Origin of the sequence: Nostoc sp. JL31 (assembly GCF_017114965.1) — a bacterium.
In the GTDB taxonomy this organism is placed as follows: Bacteria; Cyanobacteriota; Cyanobacteriia; order Cyanobacteriales; family Nostocaceae; genus Nostoc; species Nostoc punctiforme_A.
In genome coordinates, this window is the sequence record NZ_JABXKO010000121.1 from 1 (window position 1) to 16,464 (window position 16,464).

General features: G+C 41.3%; 14 protein-coding genes, 1 pseudogene and 1 CRISPR repeat array. Of the genes and pseudogenes, 2 read left to right on the plus strand and 13 right to left on the minus strand.

Annotated features, from left to right (window positions below):
* Window positions 1-364: 364 nt before the first annotated feature.
* The 3 genes from HWQ43_RS32255 to HWQ43_RS32265 all read right to left on the minus strand — a co-directional run bounded on the left by HWQ43_RS32255 (window position 365) and on the right by HWQ43_RS32265 (window position 2,339).
* On the minus strand, window positions 365-1,435 hold the full coding sequence (locus HWQ43_RS32255) for a WD40 repeat domain-containing protein (protein WP_292741220.1): 1,071 nt from the start codon (window positions 1,433-1,435) through the stop codon (window positions 365-367).
* A 77-nt stretch (window positions 1,436-1,512) separates the two neighbouring features.
* Complete coding sequence (locus HWQ43_RS32260; protein ID WP_292741317.1) at window positions 1,513-1,806, minus strand: hypothetical protein; 294 nt, start codon at window positions 1,804-1,806, stop codon at window positions 1,513-1,515.
* Between the two features lie 362 nt (window positions 1,807-2,168).
* Window positions 2,169-2,339: a hypothetical protein gene (locus HWQ43_RS32265; protein WP_099099534.1), complete on the minus strand. Its 171-nt coding sequence runs from the start codon at window positions 2,337-2,339 to the stop codon at window positions 2,169-2,171.
* A gap of 427 nt (window positions 2,340-2,766) precedes the next feature.
* On the opposite strand from HWQ43_RS32265, the gene ald reads away from it, so the two are divergent.
* Window positions 2,767-3,858, plus strand: a complete 1,092-nt coding sequence (gene ald, locus HWQ43_RS32270; protein ID WP_292741222.1) for an alanine dehydrogenase — start codon at window positions 2,767-2,769, stop codon at window positions 3,856-3,858.
* Here ald and HWQ43_RS32275 read toward each other — a convergent pair.
* The 5 genes from HWQ43_RS32275 to HWQ43_RS32295 all read right to left on the minus strand — a co-directional run bounded on the left by HWQ43_RS32275 (window position 3,855) and on the right by HWQ43_RS32295 (window position 8,395).
* On the minus strand, window positions 3,855-3,989 hold the full coding sequence (locus HWQ43_RS32275; protein WP_292741223.1) for a hypothetical protein: 135 nt from the start codon (window positions 3,987-3,989) through the stop codon (window positions 3,855-3,857). The genes ald and HWQ43_RS32275 overlap by 4 nt on opposite strands.
* 170 nt (window positions 3,990-4,159) lie before the next feature.
* A CRISPR array of direct repeats spans window positions 4,160-4,625; the repeat unit is 37 nt; unit sequence ATTGCAATTCGATAAAATCCCTATTAGGGATTGAAAC.
* 100 nt (window positions 4,626-4,725) lie between these two features.
* Window positions 4,726-5,208, minus strand: a complete 483-nt coding sequence (locus HWQ43_RS32280; protein WP_292741225.1) for a Uma2 family endonuclease — start codon at window positions 5,206-5,208, stop codon at window positions 4,726-4,728.
* Between the two features lie 150 nt (window positions 5,209-5,358).
* Complete coding sequence (dusB, locus tag HWQ43_RS32285; protein WP_292741227.1) at window positions 5,359-6,414, minus strand: tRNA dihydrouridine synthase DusB; 1,056 nt, start codon at window positions 6,412-6,414, stop codon at window positions 5,359-5,361.
* Window positions 6,415-6,594: 180 nt separating this feature from the next.
* Window positions 6,595-7,416, minus strand: a complete 822-nt coding sequence (locus tag HWQ43_RS32290; RefSeq protein ID WP_292741228.1) for an Rpn family recombination-promoting nuclease/putative transposase — start codon at window positions 7,414-7,416, stop codon at window positions 6,595-6,597.
* A gap of 121 nt (window positions 7,417-7,537) precedes the next feature.
* Window positions 7,538-8,395, minus strand: coding sequence for an acyl-CoA desaturase (locus tag HWQ43_RS32295; protein WP_292741230.1), 858 nt, complete (start codon window positions 8,393-8,395; stop codon window positions 7,538-7,540).
* A gap of 172 nt (window positions 8,396-8,567) precedes the next feature.
* Here HWQ43_RS32295 and HWQ43_RS32300 point away from each other — a divergent pair, with 172 nt between their 5' ends.
* A complete protein-coding gene (locus tag HWQ43_RS32300; RefSeq protein WP_292741232.1) occupies window positions 8,568-9,797 on the plus strand; it encodes a TetR family transcriptional regulator in 1,230 nt (409 codons plus the stop codon).
* Window positions 9,798-9,933: 136 nt separating this feature from the next.
* Here HWQ43_RS32300 and HWQ43_RS32305 read toward each other — a convergent pair whose 3' ends face one another.
* From HWQ43_RS32305 to HWQ43_RS32325, 5 genes and pseudogenes are all read right to left on the minus strand, one after another.
* Window positions 9,934-10,356 (minus strand): hypothetical protein, encoded by a 423-nt coding sequence (locus HWQ43_RS32305; protein ID WP_292741234.1) that lies wholly within the window; start codon window positions 10,354-10,356, stop codon window positions 9,934-9,936.
* A gap of 354 nt (window positions 10,357-10,710) precedes the next feature.
* The gene (locus HWQ43_RS32310; RefSeq protein ID WP_292741236.1) at window positions 10,711-13,293 is read right to left on the minus strand and encodes a caspase family protein; all 2,583 of its coding nucleotides are present in this window, start codon (window positions 13,291-13,293) and stop codon (window positions 10,711-10,713) included.
* A 5-nt stretch (window positions 13,294-13,298) separates the two neighbouring features.
* Window positions 13,299-13,646: a hypothetical protein gene (locus HWQ43_RS32315; protein WP_292741238.1), complete on the minus strand. Its 348-nt coding sequence runs from the start codon at window positions 13,644-13,646 to the stop codon at window positions 13,299-13,301.
* A gap of 359 nt (window positions 13,647-14,005) precedes the next feature.
* Window positions 14,006-14,350, minus strand: coding sequence for a DUF433 domain-containing protein (locus HWQ43_RS32320; RefSeq protein WP_292741239.1), 345 nt, complete (start codon window positions 14,348-14,350; stop codon window positions 14,006-14,008).
* 149 nt (window positions 14,351-14,499) lie between these two features.
* A pseudogene (locus tag HWQ43_RS32325) lies at window positions 14,500-16,390 on the minus strand (DUF1565 domain-containing protein).
* Between the last annotated feature and the right edge of the window lie 74 nt (window positions 16,391-16,464).

Below are 16,464 nucleotides of genomic sequence, written 5' to 3' on the forward strand. Positions count from 1 at the left end.
ACGCACGGATCTAACTGAGAGGTGCGGGGAATAATATCCCCCATCGACTCAACCAATATCAGGTAGATTATAGAGCCGTTAAGTTGACACCAATGAAGGACTTGCACCCCTACGACGGGATATTTTTTTTAACTGGAAGTCCCTTAGCGGTAGCCTGATACCAATTTGAAAAATGATTGCGACAGATGGAAAACTGAAACACCTATCCAATAGATGTTTCACAATCTAAAATCTAAAATCCAAAATGGTATGAGTTATGGCGAGTCACTCAGGCTTGAAAGGAGCGTCAAAATGATATCCCCGACTTCTTAAAAGAAATCGGGGATATAGTCTACTCTTTCACAATTATTTTGTTTGATCGCTGTTACTTTCGTTTTGTTGGAATACCCCAAATCTTGATTTTTTGATCGAATCCACCACTGGCAAGAATTTTACCATTTGGACTAAAAGCGATCGCACTTACCCAGTCTGTATGTCCACTCAGTGTATTTATTAACTCCCCTGTAGTTAAATCCCACAATTTAATCCCATCTCTACCGGCACTAGCAAGGGTCTGACCATCGGGATTAAGGGCGATCGCATTTACCCAGTTATTATGTCCTGTAAGGGTGCGGACTAATTCTCCAGTATTAATATTCCACAGTTTGATGGTGCGATCGTGGCTAGCACTAACTAATGTTTGTCCATCTGGTGTAAAGATGACTGCGCTAACAACATCAGAATGAGCTACCAGTTCACTGATTAATTTACCAGTACTCAAATTCCACAGCTTGATTACACCCTTATTATCACCACTAGCCAAGGTCTGTCCATCAGGACTAATAGCTAGGGTATAAATCAAATTATCAAAGCGCACTATAGTCCCTAGAGGACGCTGCTGTAGCAAATCCCAGAGACGAATCCCATCCAAAGCTCCACTGACCAGAACTTTACTATCAGGAGACACAGCTAAAGATAATACGTTACTGGTATGTCCGACAAAAGAGCGGCTAAATTTTAAATTTTTCAGGCTCCAGAGGTTAATCGTGTTGTCATCACTACAGCTAGCGAGGGTTTGTCCATCTGGCGAAATCACTAAAGATTCTACGGCTGCTTTGTGTGCTTTGTTAATAGTCGCCAACTTTTTGCCGTTTGCTAAATTCCACAAGCGAATGACACCCTCGTTTTCTGCACCTCCACTCACAAGCATTCTGCTATCTGGACTGAAAGCGAGGGATTTAATGGTTCCGTTATGTCCTATGAGTGTGTAAAGTAGTTGAGCATTAGCAAAGCTGCTGGTAGATGGGAAGTTTGGCGTTACTTCTTCAATGGCAGCATGAGCTTGATGAATATAAAACCCTTGCCAGGTAATCACTGGAAGGGCAACAGCTGCCATAAATGCCAGGACAATATACGGCCGCAGAAAATTACCGCCACCTCTTCCCTCACTACTCACTCTTTTTCCTCACTTTTATAGATACAGTTAAACCCAATAAATTTTGCAGAGTTATTTCAGTAATAACTCTGCACATCCTAAAGAGGTGGTTTTTTCTTAGAAACGCTTAACATTGGTAAAGGCGCACTAGAAGAACGAGAGGGCAAATAATGTTGCACTACAGGCTCCTCTGGTAAAGGACGACGCTGCTGAAAACGCCACAACTTAAAGCCTAGCGCTATCCCTGCCGTTCCCAAACCAAAAGCAAACAACGACCAGCTATCATTCAATCCGCCAATCAGGGCATCCATAACACCCATCGTTATAAATACACTGATTAGTGGCTCTTTTCGATAGGTTAACTTCAAAAAACGAGGTAATACAGCATTCATCACAGCTTGGTTGGTTCCAGTTCACCTTTTGTGTATATTTACCAAGAATACCTCACCCGTAATTTGCCTTTCTCATTCCAGGCAGACACTAATTTATGATTTTTGTAGTAGGGGGAGGAAATTTACTCATTAATCGCCTTGCACATATTAGTTGCAAGTCTATGATATTTCAATCACTAATAGCTATTTCGATTCCTCTCTTGTTTACATTCTAGGGTAGTTATTTATGAATAAGTCTAATTAATCTATCTAGGGCGAAGTACTCCGCTATTAATTATTGAAGTCAAAACCAACTGGTTGTTCCAGCTGGTTGAAACTCTTTTAATTACTAGCTTACAACTTCAAGATTGTGCTTGTTCGCACTACTTCAGACCCAGCCATGATAGCACCCCTTGATTGGTGACATATTCAATCACCAGCATCAAACCAAAGCCAATCATTGCAGCTCGGCCATTCAAGCGTTCGGCGTATTCGTTAAAGCCAAATTTAGGCTCTTCTAGTTTAGGTGTAATTGTTGGTTGTGTTTGTGTCATCTTTTAAGAAACCTTATTTTTGGCAAACCGGATTTGAGATGAGACTTCTGATAGAAGTCGTGGAAAGTGGGGATAAGCGGTAAAAGTTAAAGGAATAAACTCGTTCTTTTACCGTACACTTAGTAGCTTATGAGCTGATTGCAATGCTTGAATGCCAAGATGAATTGATAAATTCAGCAAGAGCTTCCTAGTAGGGAGCTATACAATCGCTCTTTTAATAAATTGTTACTATTCTTTATATATTGTATAAATACTGGGTTAATAGTCAAGGGTAAGAGTTTGGGCTACTCAGATTGAATTAAGAAAGTTAGAACAGAGAGTAGGTATCTCTAATCCAGCTATCTCTAATACGGAACTAGCAAGACGGAAGTAGCAAGCTTGAGATTGGAAGGCTACAGTTAAACAAAAAAATTATCAGAGGCGATATATGGAAATCGGCGTTCCCAAGGAAAATAAGGATCAAGAATTTCGGGTAGGGTTAAGTCCTTCTAGCGTGCGGGTGCTGCGAGAAAATGGTCATAGCATCTTCGTCGAGACGCAAGCAGGTAATGGTGCTGGATTCTCAGATGACGACTACAAAAGTGCTGGAGCCGAGATTGTCCCCACATCAGAAAAGGCTTGGAATCGAGAATTGGTTGTTAAAGTCAAAGAGCCGCTGACATCCGAGTATAAATTTTTGCAAAAAGGGCAGATATTATTTACTTATTTACACTTAGCAGCCGATCGCAAATTGACAGAGCATTTAATTGATTGTGGCACTTGCGCGATCGCTTACGAAACCGTAGAACAACCTGGTGCTAACAGATTACCCTTGCTCACCCCCATGAGCGTAATTGCCGGTAGGCTAGCAGTACAATTTGGGGCGAGATTCTTAGAACGTCAGCAAGGTGGGAGAGGTGTACTTTTGGGCGGTGTCCCTGGAGTTAAACCAGGTAAAGTAGTAATTTTAGGTGGGGGCGTTGTCGGCACAGAAGCAGCTAAAATTGCCGTAGGCATGGGTGCGATCGTGCAGATTTTAGATGTGAGTGTCGAGCGCTTATCTTACTTAGAAACCCTCTTTGGCTCTAGAGTCGAATTGCTTTACAGCAACTCTGCTCATATTGAAGCCGCAGTCAAAGAAGCCGATTTGCTCATCGGTGCAGTTTTAGTACTGGGACGTAGAGCGCCAATACTAGTATCTCGCGAATTGGTCAAACAAATGCGTCCTGGTTCAGTAATAGTTGATGTAGCTGTTGACCAAGGTGGTTGCATAGAAACCTTACATCCTACATCTCACACAAATCCGGTATACGTTGAAGAAGGTGTGGTGCATTATGGCGTTCCCAATATGCCAGGAGCAGTACCTTGGACAGCAACTCAGGCACTCAATAACAGTACATTACCTTATGTTGTGCAGTTAGCGAATTTTGGAATTATGGCACTGGAGGTTAACCCAGCATTAGCTAAGGGTGTAAACGTACAGAACCATCGCTTAGTGCATCCTGCTGTGCAAGAGGTGTTCCCTGATTTGGTAAATTAAGATGTGCAAGGATGAGGCGATCGCTTATTTGAATGGTGGTAGCGATCGCCAATCAGACTAATTTTCTTCCCAAATGCGCGGATGGGTAGATGTACAAAATGATAAGGAGCGAAAAAGGCTGTACGCTCCATCTATACAAGACTTTGAGGGCAATGGTACTCTCAAACCATCCGCGCACCTTATGGGGACTGGGTTTCAGCAATTTACATCTTGTGATATCACTATTCCCTATGTTATGATTCGTTCATTCGCGCAACTGAACCTTGAAAACCAAATACAGCAACCCTTTCAGAAGCCAGCGATTGCAATTCGATAAAATCCCTATTAGGGATTGAAACAAGCCTGACCTTGGTTTTTCCCGTAGGAGTCACTATTGCAATTCGATAAAATCCCTATTAGGGATTGAAACTCCCTTATCACCCTTACTGCCGCTAGCCCCCGTATCATTGCAATTCGATAAAATCCCTATTAGGGATTGAAACTTTTGCTTTGATATTCAAATTTAGCCCATCAATCCATTGCAATTCGATAAAATCCCTATTAGGGATTGAAACTAACAGGTGGAATAACTATGCGGCAAGCTGCAAATTGCAATTCGATAAAATCCCTATTAGGGATTGAAACTCATCCTTTCTACTACATCAATTCTTGCGCCTACATTGCAATTCGATAAAATCCCTATTAGGGATTGAAACGTGCTGGAGTTGATCGCCGAAATAAATTGTGCCAAATTGCAATTCGATAAAATCCCTATTAACCTAAGTTGCAGGTTATTAGTTAGATGGATCGCCTTTTCAACCCAACAATTCGTCTATGGCTACACTAAAACCCAGTAATACTTTTTGAGTACTAACCATATCACCAGCTTTAAACCCCAAAACCTGATTGATCAGTCATTACAAAAACTAACCGGCTTTCAGGAAATACTAGCCAAACTTCCTCACAACTGGACTGCAAATACTCCTGCGCTTTGAGAAATAATTCTTCAGCTAAATCGGTGGGTGAAACTATCTCAGCAATCAACGGGAAACTCTGTGGCAAAGTGGGAACATTACCAAATTCAGTTACCAACTCAGGCGTTAGATAAGCTACATCAGGACGACGACCCTGTTTATATGTACGACAAGGTACTTCAGTGTAAACTTTCCCACCTTGTTGATTGGAGTTAATGTAACTTCTCCAGTAAAAACCAATATTAAATTGAATTTCGCTATGTTTTAATGTCATCCCTATTTTTTCTACTAGTTGCTCGTCTACCCACTCCATCCCCTCTGGAGGATTTGCCATGAAGTCTTCTAATGAGAGGATTTCGGGGACGATTACAACATCATTTTGTTTGGAAACTAACATTGTGAGCCTCCATTTGGGCTAGTTAAACATTCAAAATTAAAAAGAGTTACATAAGAAGATTTAAACTCTAACTGAAATAGTAGTATCCAAGCGATCGCATCTCTTTTTGCAACCAGCAATATCAGCCCAAGCTAGGTTAAAATCAAATTTTTAAAGCATTACCAAACTACCTTCTACTTCTTCTTCTAGTTCATAACCATTAGCTAATTTTTCAATTGCTTGGTCAATCATTGCCAAACCCTGATCTACTTTTTCAACTAAACTTAGCTGTCCTCGAAGTTCGGCAGCTCCAACGAAACCCTTAGCATACCAAGTCATGTGCTTACGGGCTTGACGTACACCGCGATCGCCTTTATATTCCCACAAGGCTTGTAAATGATCTCTTGCACATTCCAAACGCTGAATTGGAGTAGGTTTCGATAACATTTCCCCAGTTTTCAAGAAGTGATCAATTTCTCCCACCAAAAACGGATAACCCAAAGTCCCGCGAGAACACATGACGCCATCAGCGCCAGTTTGCTCTAAACATTTCACTGCCGCTTCAACGGAAAAAATATCTCCATTCCCAATCACTGGGATAGAAAGCACTTCTTTTACACGGGTAATCCATTCCCAACGGGCATTACCGTTGTACCCTTGGGCGCGGGTGCGTCCGTGTACTGTGATCATTTCCGCCCCGGCATCTTCCATCCGCTTGGCAAAGTCGAGAATAGTAATTTCGTTATCATTCCAGCCAATACGAGTTTTGACGGTGACAGGAACATCAACAGCTTTTACCACTTCCCGCACAATTGCTTCTGCTACTTCTGGTTGCCGCAATAATGAAGAACCGCCACCATTTTTAGTGATTTTATTAACCGGACAACCCATATTAATATCAACAGTATCAGCACCTTCGGCAACTGCCTTTATTGCTGCTTCTGCTAAGAAATCTGGACGGCAATCAAATAGTTGAATGCTAATTGGGCGTTCATTTGGATCTACCTCCATGATTTTGGGTAACTGCTTGACATAATGCAACCCCGTAGCATTCACCATTTCGGTATACATCATCGAATCTGGTGCATAGCGACGCACAAGACGGCGAAACACCATATCTGTCACTCCAGATAGAGGCGACTGGAGAACCCGACTTTTTACCTCAAAGGAGCCAATCTTTAAGGGTTGGGAGAGTCTAGCTTGAAGAATAGGAGAGAGCGAAATCATAGAAAAAATTAAAAATTATGGGAATGGGAAATAGTAATAATATGTAGATAAATCCGTGATAAAGGATACAGCGAATTTTAAGTTATTGAGGTACGCAAGCTAAGTCTCAAAGCCAGGTATAAAGCCTGTTTTACTTCTGACTTCTGATTTCTGAATTCAGAATTCTGCTGTAATTGTAGGTTACATATCCTGACTTGGAGACTGTTTTTGCATTTCTTGCTGAATCTCTTCTAGGCTCAAACCTAACTCTTTCGCAGTTTCTTCAAAACTCAATCCCAATCTCAACAACAAAGGTATCATTCTAAACTTTTCTTCACGCGCTCCTTCTTGCTTGCCTTCCTGCTTGCCTTCTTGCTTACCTTCTTGATAAACTCGTGTTTGTTTCAAATCACTTAAACCAAACATACCTTCAATCTCCTCTCGACTCATCGTCGGAAACTTATAAACTAATATTGTCTCTATCAATTCTAGTAACTGCCGCCGTTGTGGTTCGATGTTGATTTCTTGCTGGGTTCTCTCTATTAACTGCCTTGCAGCGATAATTGCTGTCTCCTCTTCATCGACCACTAATTTCATCGTAGCAATTCCAACTGGCAATGATGCAGTTTCACCTAATTCATTAAGGTAAATGCAACTGATGCGCTGGCTAGTGAAAAATTCACTGTAATTTTTGATATCTGCTGTATCTAAACTGCGATTGGGATAGATAACTACTCCTCGCCAAGAATTTTTCGGTTTATTTTGGCGTAAGTATAAATAAATTTCTGAAAATAGGCGTGAATAAATTTCTGTATCAGTTTGAAACTGGACTTCAACAAAGTAAATCGGATTTTCTTCCCCTTGTGTTGGCAGAAAAACACCATCTATACGGAATGCCGTTCGCTTGATTTCAAGTGAGGAGAATTTATAAGTTTCTGCCGTTTGAGGTGGATTGCCAATTAATTCAAAAAAGATCCCAGGAAGTTCTTGAAAAAGACGATAAAAAATGCTGTCAGTTTTCACACTTGATGTATTGCGGTGATTTAATCCGTTAGATTTTACCGTGAAATACTACTGCTAAAAATGAGTAAGCCGACTGCAAGAAGCAATCGGCATAACAAATTCATGATAATTTAGTTGCAATTTAGCCGTGAGTTGCACCTTGAGGGGGACTTGAGACAACTTTTTTAGCTAAACCCAAAGTCTGCAAAACTAGGATGCTCCACCAAGTAACATCAATCTCCCACCAAGACAACCCAGATTTCGCCATGTGGGGATAAGTATGATGGTTGTTGTGCCAGCCTTCTCCATAAGTGACAAGGGATACCCACCAAAGATTACGAGCGCCATCATTAGCATCAAAGGTGCGATAGCCCCATAGGTGTGATGCTGAGTTTACAAACCAGGTTGAATGCCAAAGCAAAACACATCTGAGAAACACTCCGTAGAATACAAAAGACCATCCTCCTAGAGCATAAAGCAGCAGCCCGAAGGGTATTTGCAACAGCAAAAAGTAGCGATCTAGCCAACAATAAAAGGGTTGTCTGGCTAAATCAGGGGCATATTTTTTATAGGTGTCATAGTCAAAAAATTCTGGACGTGGGTAGAAAATCCACAATATATGGCTCCACCAAAATCCTCTTTGAGCAGAATAGGGGTCTAAATTGATATCTTCTGTGTGGGCATGATGCTGGCGGTGTCCACCTACCCAAAAAATTGGCCCCCCTTGCAAAGCCAGCGCTCCGATCAGGGCGATCGCATACTCTAACCACTTAGGAACCTGGAAACTTTTATGGCTCAGTAGTCGATGATATCCCAGGCAAATACCAATACTCCCGAATAACCAGTGGAGAAACACTAGCAAACCTAATGCTGGCCAGGAGAAAAACCAAGGAGCCAGAAGTGCTAAAGCATGAAACGTAGTAAAAAATACTACATTTGTCCAACTGAGTCGAGGTGAGTTGCCTCTCTCAGGGGCGATCGCCCCAAAATTTGCGGTCATAAAAATTCCTGTTGATGGATGATGAAGTGATTGACTTTTTATTGGACATAATCCTACTAAGGATTTATCCACCCTCTTACTAGTTAGTTACAGTAGAGTAAAGCAAGTATCACTTACATTTGTTATGCTAGCAGAACTCTGATACCCCTGCAAGTGCCACTTGCATTTTTCTATGTCATCTCAACTCATTTCCACTCGTCAACGCCTGATTCAAGCTGCACTTGAGTTGTTTTCTGCTCAGGGAGTTAGCGCTACCACAACCCGCCAAATTGCTGAAAAAGCCGAAGTCAACGAAGTGACTCTATTTCGGAATTTTGGCAATAAGCATGGACTGCTTTTAGCTGTGCTGGAAGAGTCCGCAGCCTTCAAGGATTTAGGTGAGTCACTAGTGCGACGGGCAACACCTCCCGGCAATGTTTACCAAGCTCTTAAAGATTATGCAAGTGACACTTTACATACATTAGAACGAGTGCCAGAGTTCGTTCGGTCTGTGGTAGGTGAAGCCGACCAATTCCCGGCAGAAAATCGCCGCGCACTAGGCAGGGGAGTCACAGAGGCAAACCGTTATGTAGCTCAGTATTTAGCTACTGTAATCCAGCAAGGACACCTAAACACCTACTTACCGGCAGAAAAATTAGCCAGTTTGCTGAATGGGATGATTTTGGGATATGCAGTAATTGAGTTCACCAGCGAATTTCACGAACTTTGGGAAGATCGGGACGACTTTCTGGAAAATTTGGTGGAGTTGTTTTTACATGGAGCCATGTCATCTTCAACAGAATCAGCAATAAACTCCTTACAAGGAGGGTTCACCACCACAGAAGTAACTGATTTACCAGCTAGTTTAGTTCACGAAATTCTGCAACAAGCCAGGAAATTCGGAGTACGAGATTATGCTTTAGCTTACGTATTATTTGGGGCTGGGTTATCCGCTACAGAAATAACTAGCTTGGAGCGATCGCACCAAATCTACGATACTCAAGGGCACTTCCTGCAAATCACAATCCCTGGATGTATCCGTCAAGTACCTGTGAATCAGTGGATTTTGGGCAAACGCTACGGTTCTTTTACTAATAATCCCTTAATCAAATGGCTGAAAAGTCGTAAAGATGCTCAAACAGCCATGTTTTTGAATGATACAGGCACACCCATCTCAGAATCAGAACTTGAGACACGTTGGCAAGTATGGAGCGAAGGACTATTAACTCCCCAAGGACAAACGCCAGCGATCGCCCAAGCACAACAAACCTGGCGCGTAGAAATGTTGATGCGGGGGATTACCTTGGAAAACCTGAGTATTTTTACTGCTTGCGATCGCGCCCAATTACAACCCTATGTCCGCCGAGCCAAAGAAAAATCCGCCCTAGAGCAAGCTACCCGTTTGGATCATAAACCAGGATAGGGAGTGGGGAGATAAGGAGTATCAGGTGGCGTTCTCCGACGCAGAGCCAGTGACCAAATAATTAGTAATTAGTAATTAGTAATTCGTAATTTGTAATTTGTAATTAAGAATTCATTAGCATGATGCAGTTAAACGATTAAGGTAAAACAACAGAGGTTTCTTTACCATTGTTGTTTGCACCATTCAAGATTGTAGCTGTACTCTCAGATGGGGATTGGGTGTTGCTCGAACGGCGTGATAATTTCTTGCGTGGCTTGCCTCCCGCCTGGATATATTGCAAACTGTCTTTGCCATAATGGGTTGCCACACTCATTAACATCTTTTCAGAGTAGCCGCGCAATTCTTCTTCAATTAGAGAGAGGCGACCTGCCATTTCATCTATGCTAGAGAGTAAAGTGTTGTAGGTAGATAGCTGGGTTTGCAAAGTTTGGATGCGGCTGTCGTAGTCTGTCAAATTTAATCCGTTACCAAATTCTAGCGTCGGGCTAATCGATCGCATTCCTGCAATTCGACGGAGAGCCTTTTCTAGAGTGGGTGAACTGCGTTTTAGTCGTGCCATAAAATGCGCTCCTGAAGGAAGTTATAGGATTACTGCATGTACTCTAGCCAATGCAACAATAAACTTCTCTGAGAGATAATTCGGAAAAATTAAAGCAAATTAAGATCGACCTAATTATTTTTAGTAGATTGTACTGAGATATTTATTAAATCTGTCAAAAAGATTACATTAAATAAGCAACAGATACCTCAAAGTCATGTTGAGGTACTTCAAAGTCGTGTTGGAGTACTTCCAAGTCATGTTGAGGTACTTTGAAGTCGTGTTGAGGTACTTCTAAGTCATGTTGAGGTACTTTGAAATCGTGTTGAGGTACTTCTAAGTCATGTTGAGGTACTTTGAAATCGTGTCGGAGTATTAGATGATGGGTTTCCTAATTGGAAATGATTCACTTTGCTGACAATCCGTCGGAATATTTGTAATAGCCCCTACTATCGATAAACAGACGTAATTACCTTTATCAACATAGCCTTCTTTTGCAAAGTGAATTTCCCCTAAAGCACCAGGTACATTAAAGGTTCCACTAATAAACTGATGGTTTATCTTTTCACGGGTTGCTTTAACTTCCTCAGCACTAGTTGGGGGAGATGATTGCGATGCTTCAATTGCTGCAACTAAAGCTTTAGTCGCATTGTAAGCCGCTAATGTGAACCAGTTTACTTGATCCGTATCCCAAAGTTCCTTATTCTCAAGTAAAAACTGTCTGTTATTTTCGATAATACTAGGTGGTAAATTTCCAGATAAATCACGAGGCCAAGGATCGACTGTAGCTATACTGACCCCTTTAATCTTGGCACGTTCCCTGAGATTCTGGTCACTCAGAATATTTCCGGCAAATAGCTCTATTTTACTCTGATGACTTGCATTAAATTTAGATACAGCTTCAATAATTGCAATAGCTCTATTTTTATTCGACTCACCCTTGCTTGGATTAAATGCAATTACTAGAGCAGTTGAGCCAGTACTATTAATCTCTGTCTCAACACGCCCAGCATCAACTGTAGCTCTTTCATTAAGTAGCCAACTAACACAATAACTACCAATTATATCGCAAAGTTCGCTCCCGAATGCTTGGCTAAAGTCTTCTTGAGCATCATAGAAAATGATAGCTTTTTTTTGTTGTATTTGTGGAGCCAACTTCTGAGCTATTTGATAAGTACTAGGAGAAACAGGATGTACATAACTAAATTTATCAAAAATTTCTACAGAAGTTGATGAAGGGGTAATGACTGGTATATGATGATCTTGATATATATGTCCAAATTTTAAAGTCAAATCACTAGTTTGATGACCAATTAGCCCTAATATTTTGATATCTGGATTTCTATTGGATACATTAATACTAAAATCGCTTAAAAAGAGAGCTAGTTTTTCATTTGTATTGTTTTGATCATCTACAGCTAAAACTTTTAGAGGTAGCTTGTTGCTGCTATTGCCATTTTTGATTCCTCCTTCTTGTTTATTAATTTTCTGCTGTGCTAGGGCAACACCACGCAGAATACCCAACCCATAATTATCCGGGTGACTTAATGGTGCCGCGACTGCAATAGTATATGATTGTTGATCTCCAATGTAGGCATTATTAAGGTAGATTAATGTCTCAGGTGCATTTTTGTAATATTCAGGTGCCTTATCGTTCTTCCTTGTCCGCTCTAATACTTCAATAGCTTTTTGATAGTGACCTTCACGTATGTCTTGTATTGCCTGATCTTTAGCAGCACGAAAAGGGGATGGATTTTTACCCTCAGATGTTGCTAAATTAACTTCTCCTACACTAATTTGCTTTTGAAAATTTTTCTTTTCAATAGAAGTAAGGGGTTTAATTTGAGTAGGATGATTATTTGAAATCCATAAGGAAAAAGTCACAACAGCAATGATAAATATTACTAAAAATAAATAATTCCACGGCTTATTTTGCAACGCAGATTGCAATGTAGAGCGTATGAAGCCTAAGATAGAAGACACTGCCATAAGCGGCGAGAAAGTTGGGAACGGTTTAACTCCCATCTTTCTCTGGCTTCCTCTTTTTTCCTGTTGTTGAATTTGCTCGAGTCTGCGTCTCGCTTCTATAAGGACTTCATTTGAGGGTGAAGCTGCAATTACTGCCCACCATAAATTTTTTGCTTTCTCAAACTCCTTGTCTAACTGTGCGCTTTTTGCTGAAGAGACGAGATTGGTAATATCTGTTTTAGTTGCATATATTGGTAATAAAGGAAGCTCAAACTTCCAGGGAGGTTGTACGATGAACCACGGGTTCTGACGCGGTTTTCCATATTTGAGACCAATTTTTGGAACCTCATCACGAAGATACTTTTCCAGATGAGCTAAGATAGTATATTCTTGCAATCCCTTAAGTAAGCTGTAAGTAAAAGCTCCCTGCTCTAGTTCAGAGATTTCATAGGAACGCTCACCTGACTTACAAGAAAAAATCGTGAGAATTCTTTGTTCTCTTGCAATTTCAGCAGTTCTTTCTCCAAGTCCACGATTGCCAGTGTTGGGCGCATTATTACGGCACATATCCAATATCATGATGATACTTTGGGCTTGAGAACGCACTAAACACTTTGCAACAAAGTCAGTGGAGATAGTCGTCTGTAAACTATCAATAAGCGCATCGCAAGGAAGGAGATAGTCGTCGCCATTATACCTAATGCCATGCCCAGCAAAGAAAAACCAGAGGTTATCCGCCGGATTCCTATCTAAAAAATACTGAAGCCGATTTAGTATTTTGGGCAGATTACTGACCGTGGGACGCGTAGAAAGTCCTTGTTGAGGCTGAGAATTGTCAGTGCAAAAAAGGATATTCTCAGAAGGAAACCCGGCTTGATCGCACAAAAAATCTCTTACCTTTTCGGCATCCCGTACAGCGAATCTTAAATTCTGGTCTTCAAGCAGGTGTTCATAGTAATTAACCCCAATTACAATTGCCCAGTTATTCATTTACTTTATTTCATTGGCTTGAATTTCAATTTAATGACACCTTTTCCAGAGGCTTCTCCACCAGCAAACAGCTTTACTTCACCTTTCGCACTGATTTCCACCTGTAATTCCACCTCGTCTAATCGCAGTTCTGGCTGGTCTTGAAGCTGCTGCTCTGTTTGCCGGAACACACGCTGCATCACTTTCAGAAAGTGATGCATATTCCGCTCTATCTCTAAAACAGGAATTTCCGCTGCTTTCCTCAAGCGCTGTCGAATTTCACCCAATCCTCTTTGACCATCCACATAAAGGTCTTCCGTATCTTCTGTTACAACCAGTATGGTTTCTTCTAGCGATACCGCTTCTTCTTGCATAAAAATTAGATTTTTCTGTATATGGTGCCACTTTGCATTATTTTATATTATTGTGTTTCTTTTACCGATAATGAGTTCGACTATCTAGATACTGAATGTGTCAATGTGTTCGGTTAACGAGCAGAATACTACGCCCTTTTTCGCAAGTCAAAACACCCACTTTAGCAGTAAGACTAACGAATAACTTTGATACACAGCCAAGGAATTTCAAGATTAACCCAAACGCGATCAGCCTTGGAGTAAGGAAAAAAATGGCAGCAGTTTTATAGAAATCTTGTGGTGAAGCTATTAAATAAATATATAAACTCATATACCAACAAATAACCGAATGTTGGTAAAACGAGAAAAAGAGGCACTGACTATAATTCTGCTTGGGGTTGATAGCGATCGCGCAAGCGCTGCCTAAGATTAGCTAAATTATACTGCTGGACAAATTGATTTCGCTGTTGTTGAGCTTTTTTGCGACGCTGCTCTAGGTAATTGTCGATTTCTTGGCGATGGGTGAGATAGTATGCGATCGCTGCGTATATCTCCCCTAAACAGAGAACGGGATACTGAACAGCAATTTCTTCAGGTGTAGAGCCGTTATGGTATGTTGCTAGCAAGCTATCGAGAGTAACGCGGCTTTGACCGATGCGAATACCTCCAGCTTCATCCCAACGAAACGGTGGAGCGGTAACCTGAAATTCGATTTGAACGCTCATGGGGGCAATTCTTGGATTTGTGGTATTTCTGTCTTCAGTTTACTTTACCCCTTAAAGAGCGATCGCCCTTACATCAAAATTCAAAATTGAGAAAAAAGACTGGAGGGGATGTAAGTCTTTCCCCTCTACACCTTTTGCCCAATGCCCAATTAATTCAACGGCTCCATAATGACTCTTAAACCTTTACTAGAGAGTGTTTTTAGCATTTCTTTAGCATTATATTCACTACTAAATACTCCTGCTTGCATAACTCTTTGACCTTGCCAAACTGTGGGAAACGCACCAGGAGCAAGGAATCTTACTAAATCTTGATCTTTATCAGTTATAAGTGGCACTACTACGCGATAACGTACACCAAATTGTGTTGCAGAGTTACCACTATAAGGAATACTTGCAGAACTTGTTTGCAGATTGCGAGTATTAACAATGGGGATATTGCGATCGGGAAGTGGTAAAAGTTCTGAAGCACCTGGAGCAGAAGTTTCTAGTATTGGTAATGGCTGCTGTGTTTGATTCCTCATACTTGGAACTGTTGGCTGTGCAACTGAATTGGATGGGGACTCAGGGGCAGTAAACTCAATCGTATTAGGATCGATCCGCACATAATTTAACTGTGGTGTATCAGTCGGCTGTGCGTTAGTTGGTATTTGTCTACCTGACAAGCTGCTAGGAGTAGGAAATCCGACGACTCTAGAAGTGGGTGGTTGTTTGGATATAGGCGGGGAAAGCGGTACATTATTGGCTGGCATTAATGGCAGCCGTTGACTATTTAATTGTGTAGAAACAGGATTATTTACTGAAATGCTATTGCTGGTTTGCCCATTGGTAGTTTCAGAGATTTCGGGAGCCGAGAAGGTGATTTCTCCAGTTGATGGTATTTCTCGTAACGCATTGTTAGAAACAGGGGCGGATTGAGAATTTTGGGTTGCTAGTGCTGTTGTACCATTAATATCTACCTTGCCAGTGATGCGATCGCTTACAAGGTTGTTACCAGCAGCAGAAATCACCTGTTTAGCAGCGCTGGCATTAATATCGTAGCGGGCATTATTTTGAAATTGATTACCCCCAGGTTCGGATGCACTACCCAAATCTGGCATTGCTTGAGCGATCGCAACTAAACCATCTTCTTTAATTATCTTGAATAATATTATTCCGCAAAATCGGGCGAGCATTTGCTTGTACGACAATTCCCGATCTATTGTTCTGAATTTGATTGCCTATAATTACAGGAGCGGCATTTTGGGCAATATTAATCCCAAAACCTGTTTGGTGAAAGACATTTTCCTTCACTTGGGGACTAGAGTTACCAGCAATTGTGATGCCATTGGCTCCATTGCGATCGAAGTAATTCTTACTAATGGTGGGTGCGGCATTACCACTGACGGAAATTCCATCTTGGGTACTGCCAGTAAAAGTATTTTCCGCAACTACCGGATTGCTAGATTCAATCCATAAACCGTAACCACGGGGATTAGAGTTCGTCACCGTTACCCCAGTGAGTAAGGCTTGGTTTGCCCCGACAATTGTGACGTTTTGACCGCCAAAGCTCCGACTCAGATAATCACCGCCTCCCTGAATAATAATGTCTTTACCTTGATTGCTAGGGTTGCCTTGAATTGAAACACCTGGTTTCAGTATTAAGGGAAATTCCTCTCCTGTCTCGGTGCTATAAGTGCCCTTAGAGAGCATAATTACAGTATTGGCGTTAGCTAATCGCAGCGCTTGGGTAATCGTTTTTACAGGAGCGGATTCGCTGCCATTGCCTGCCTTGTCATCTCCAACACTAGGGTTGACAAATAGCACATTAGCCTGAGAAGTTGTTTTCTGATTCAGAGGCGCTGAATCTGGTGTCGATGGAATTTGAGCGATTGCACTATCCAGGCTGATACCCAGAAACGCTATACTTGCCGCCCCCATACCTACAGTAAAAGATAATACTGAAAAACTAAAAAATAAAAGCCTTGCTGATTTCACAAACTTCAGCTTTGCAAACAGAACATCTACTCTACGGTACTCAGGAAACACACGAGGGAGAATCATATTTAACACGACTCCTTATAAGTAATCATAAATTCTTATACTCTCTAGAGAGTATTATGTCGATAATATTACTC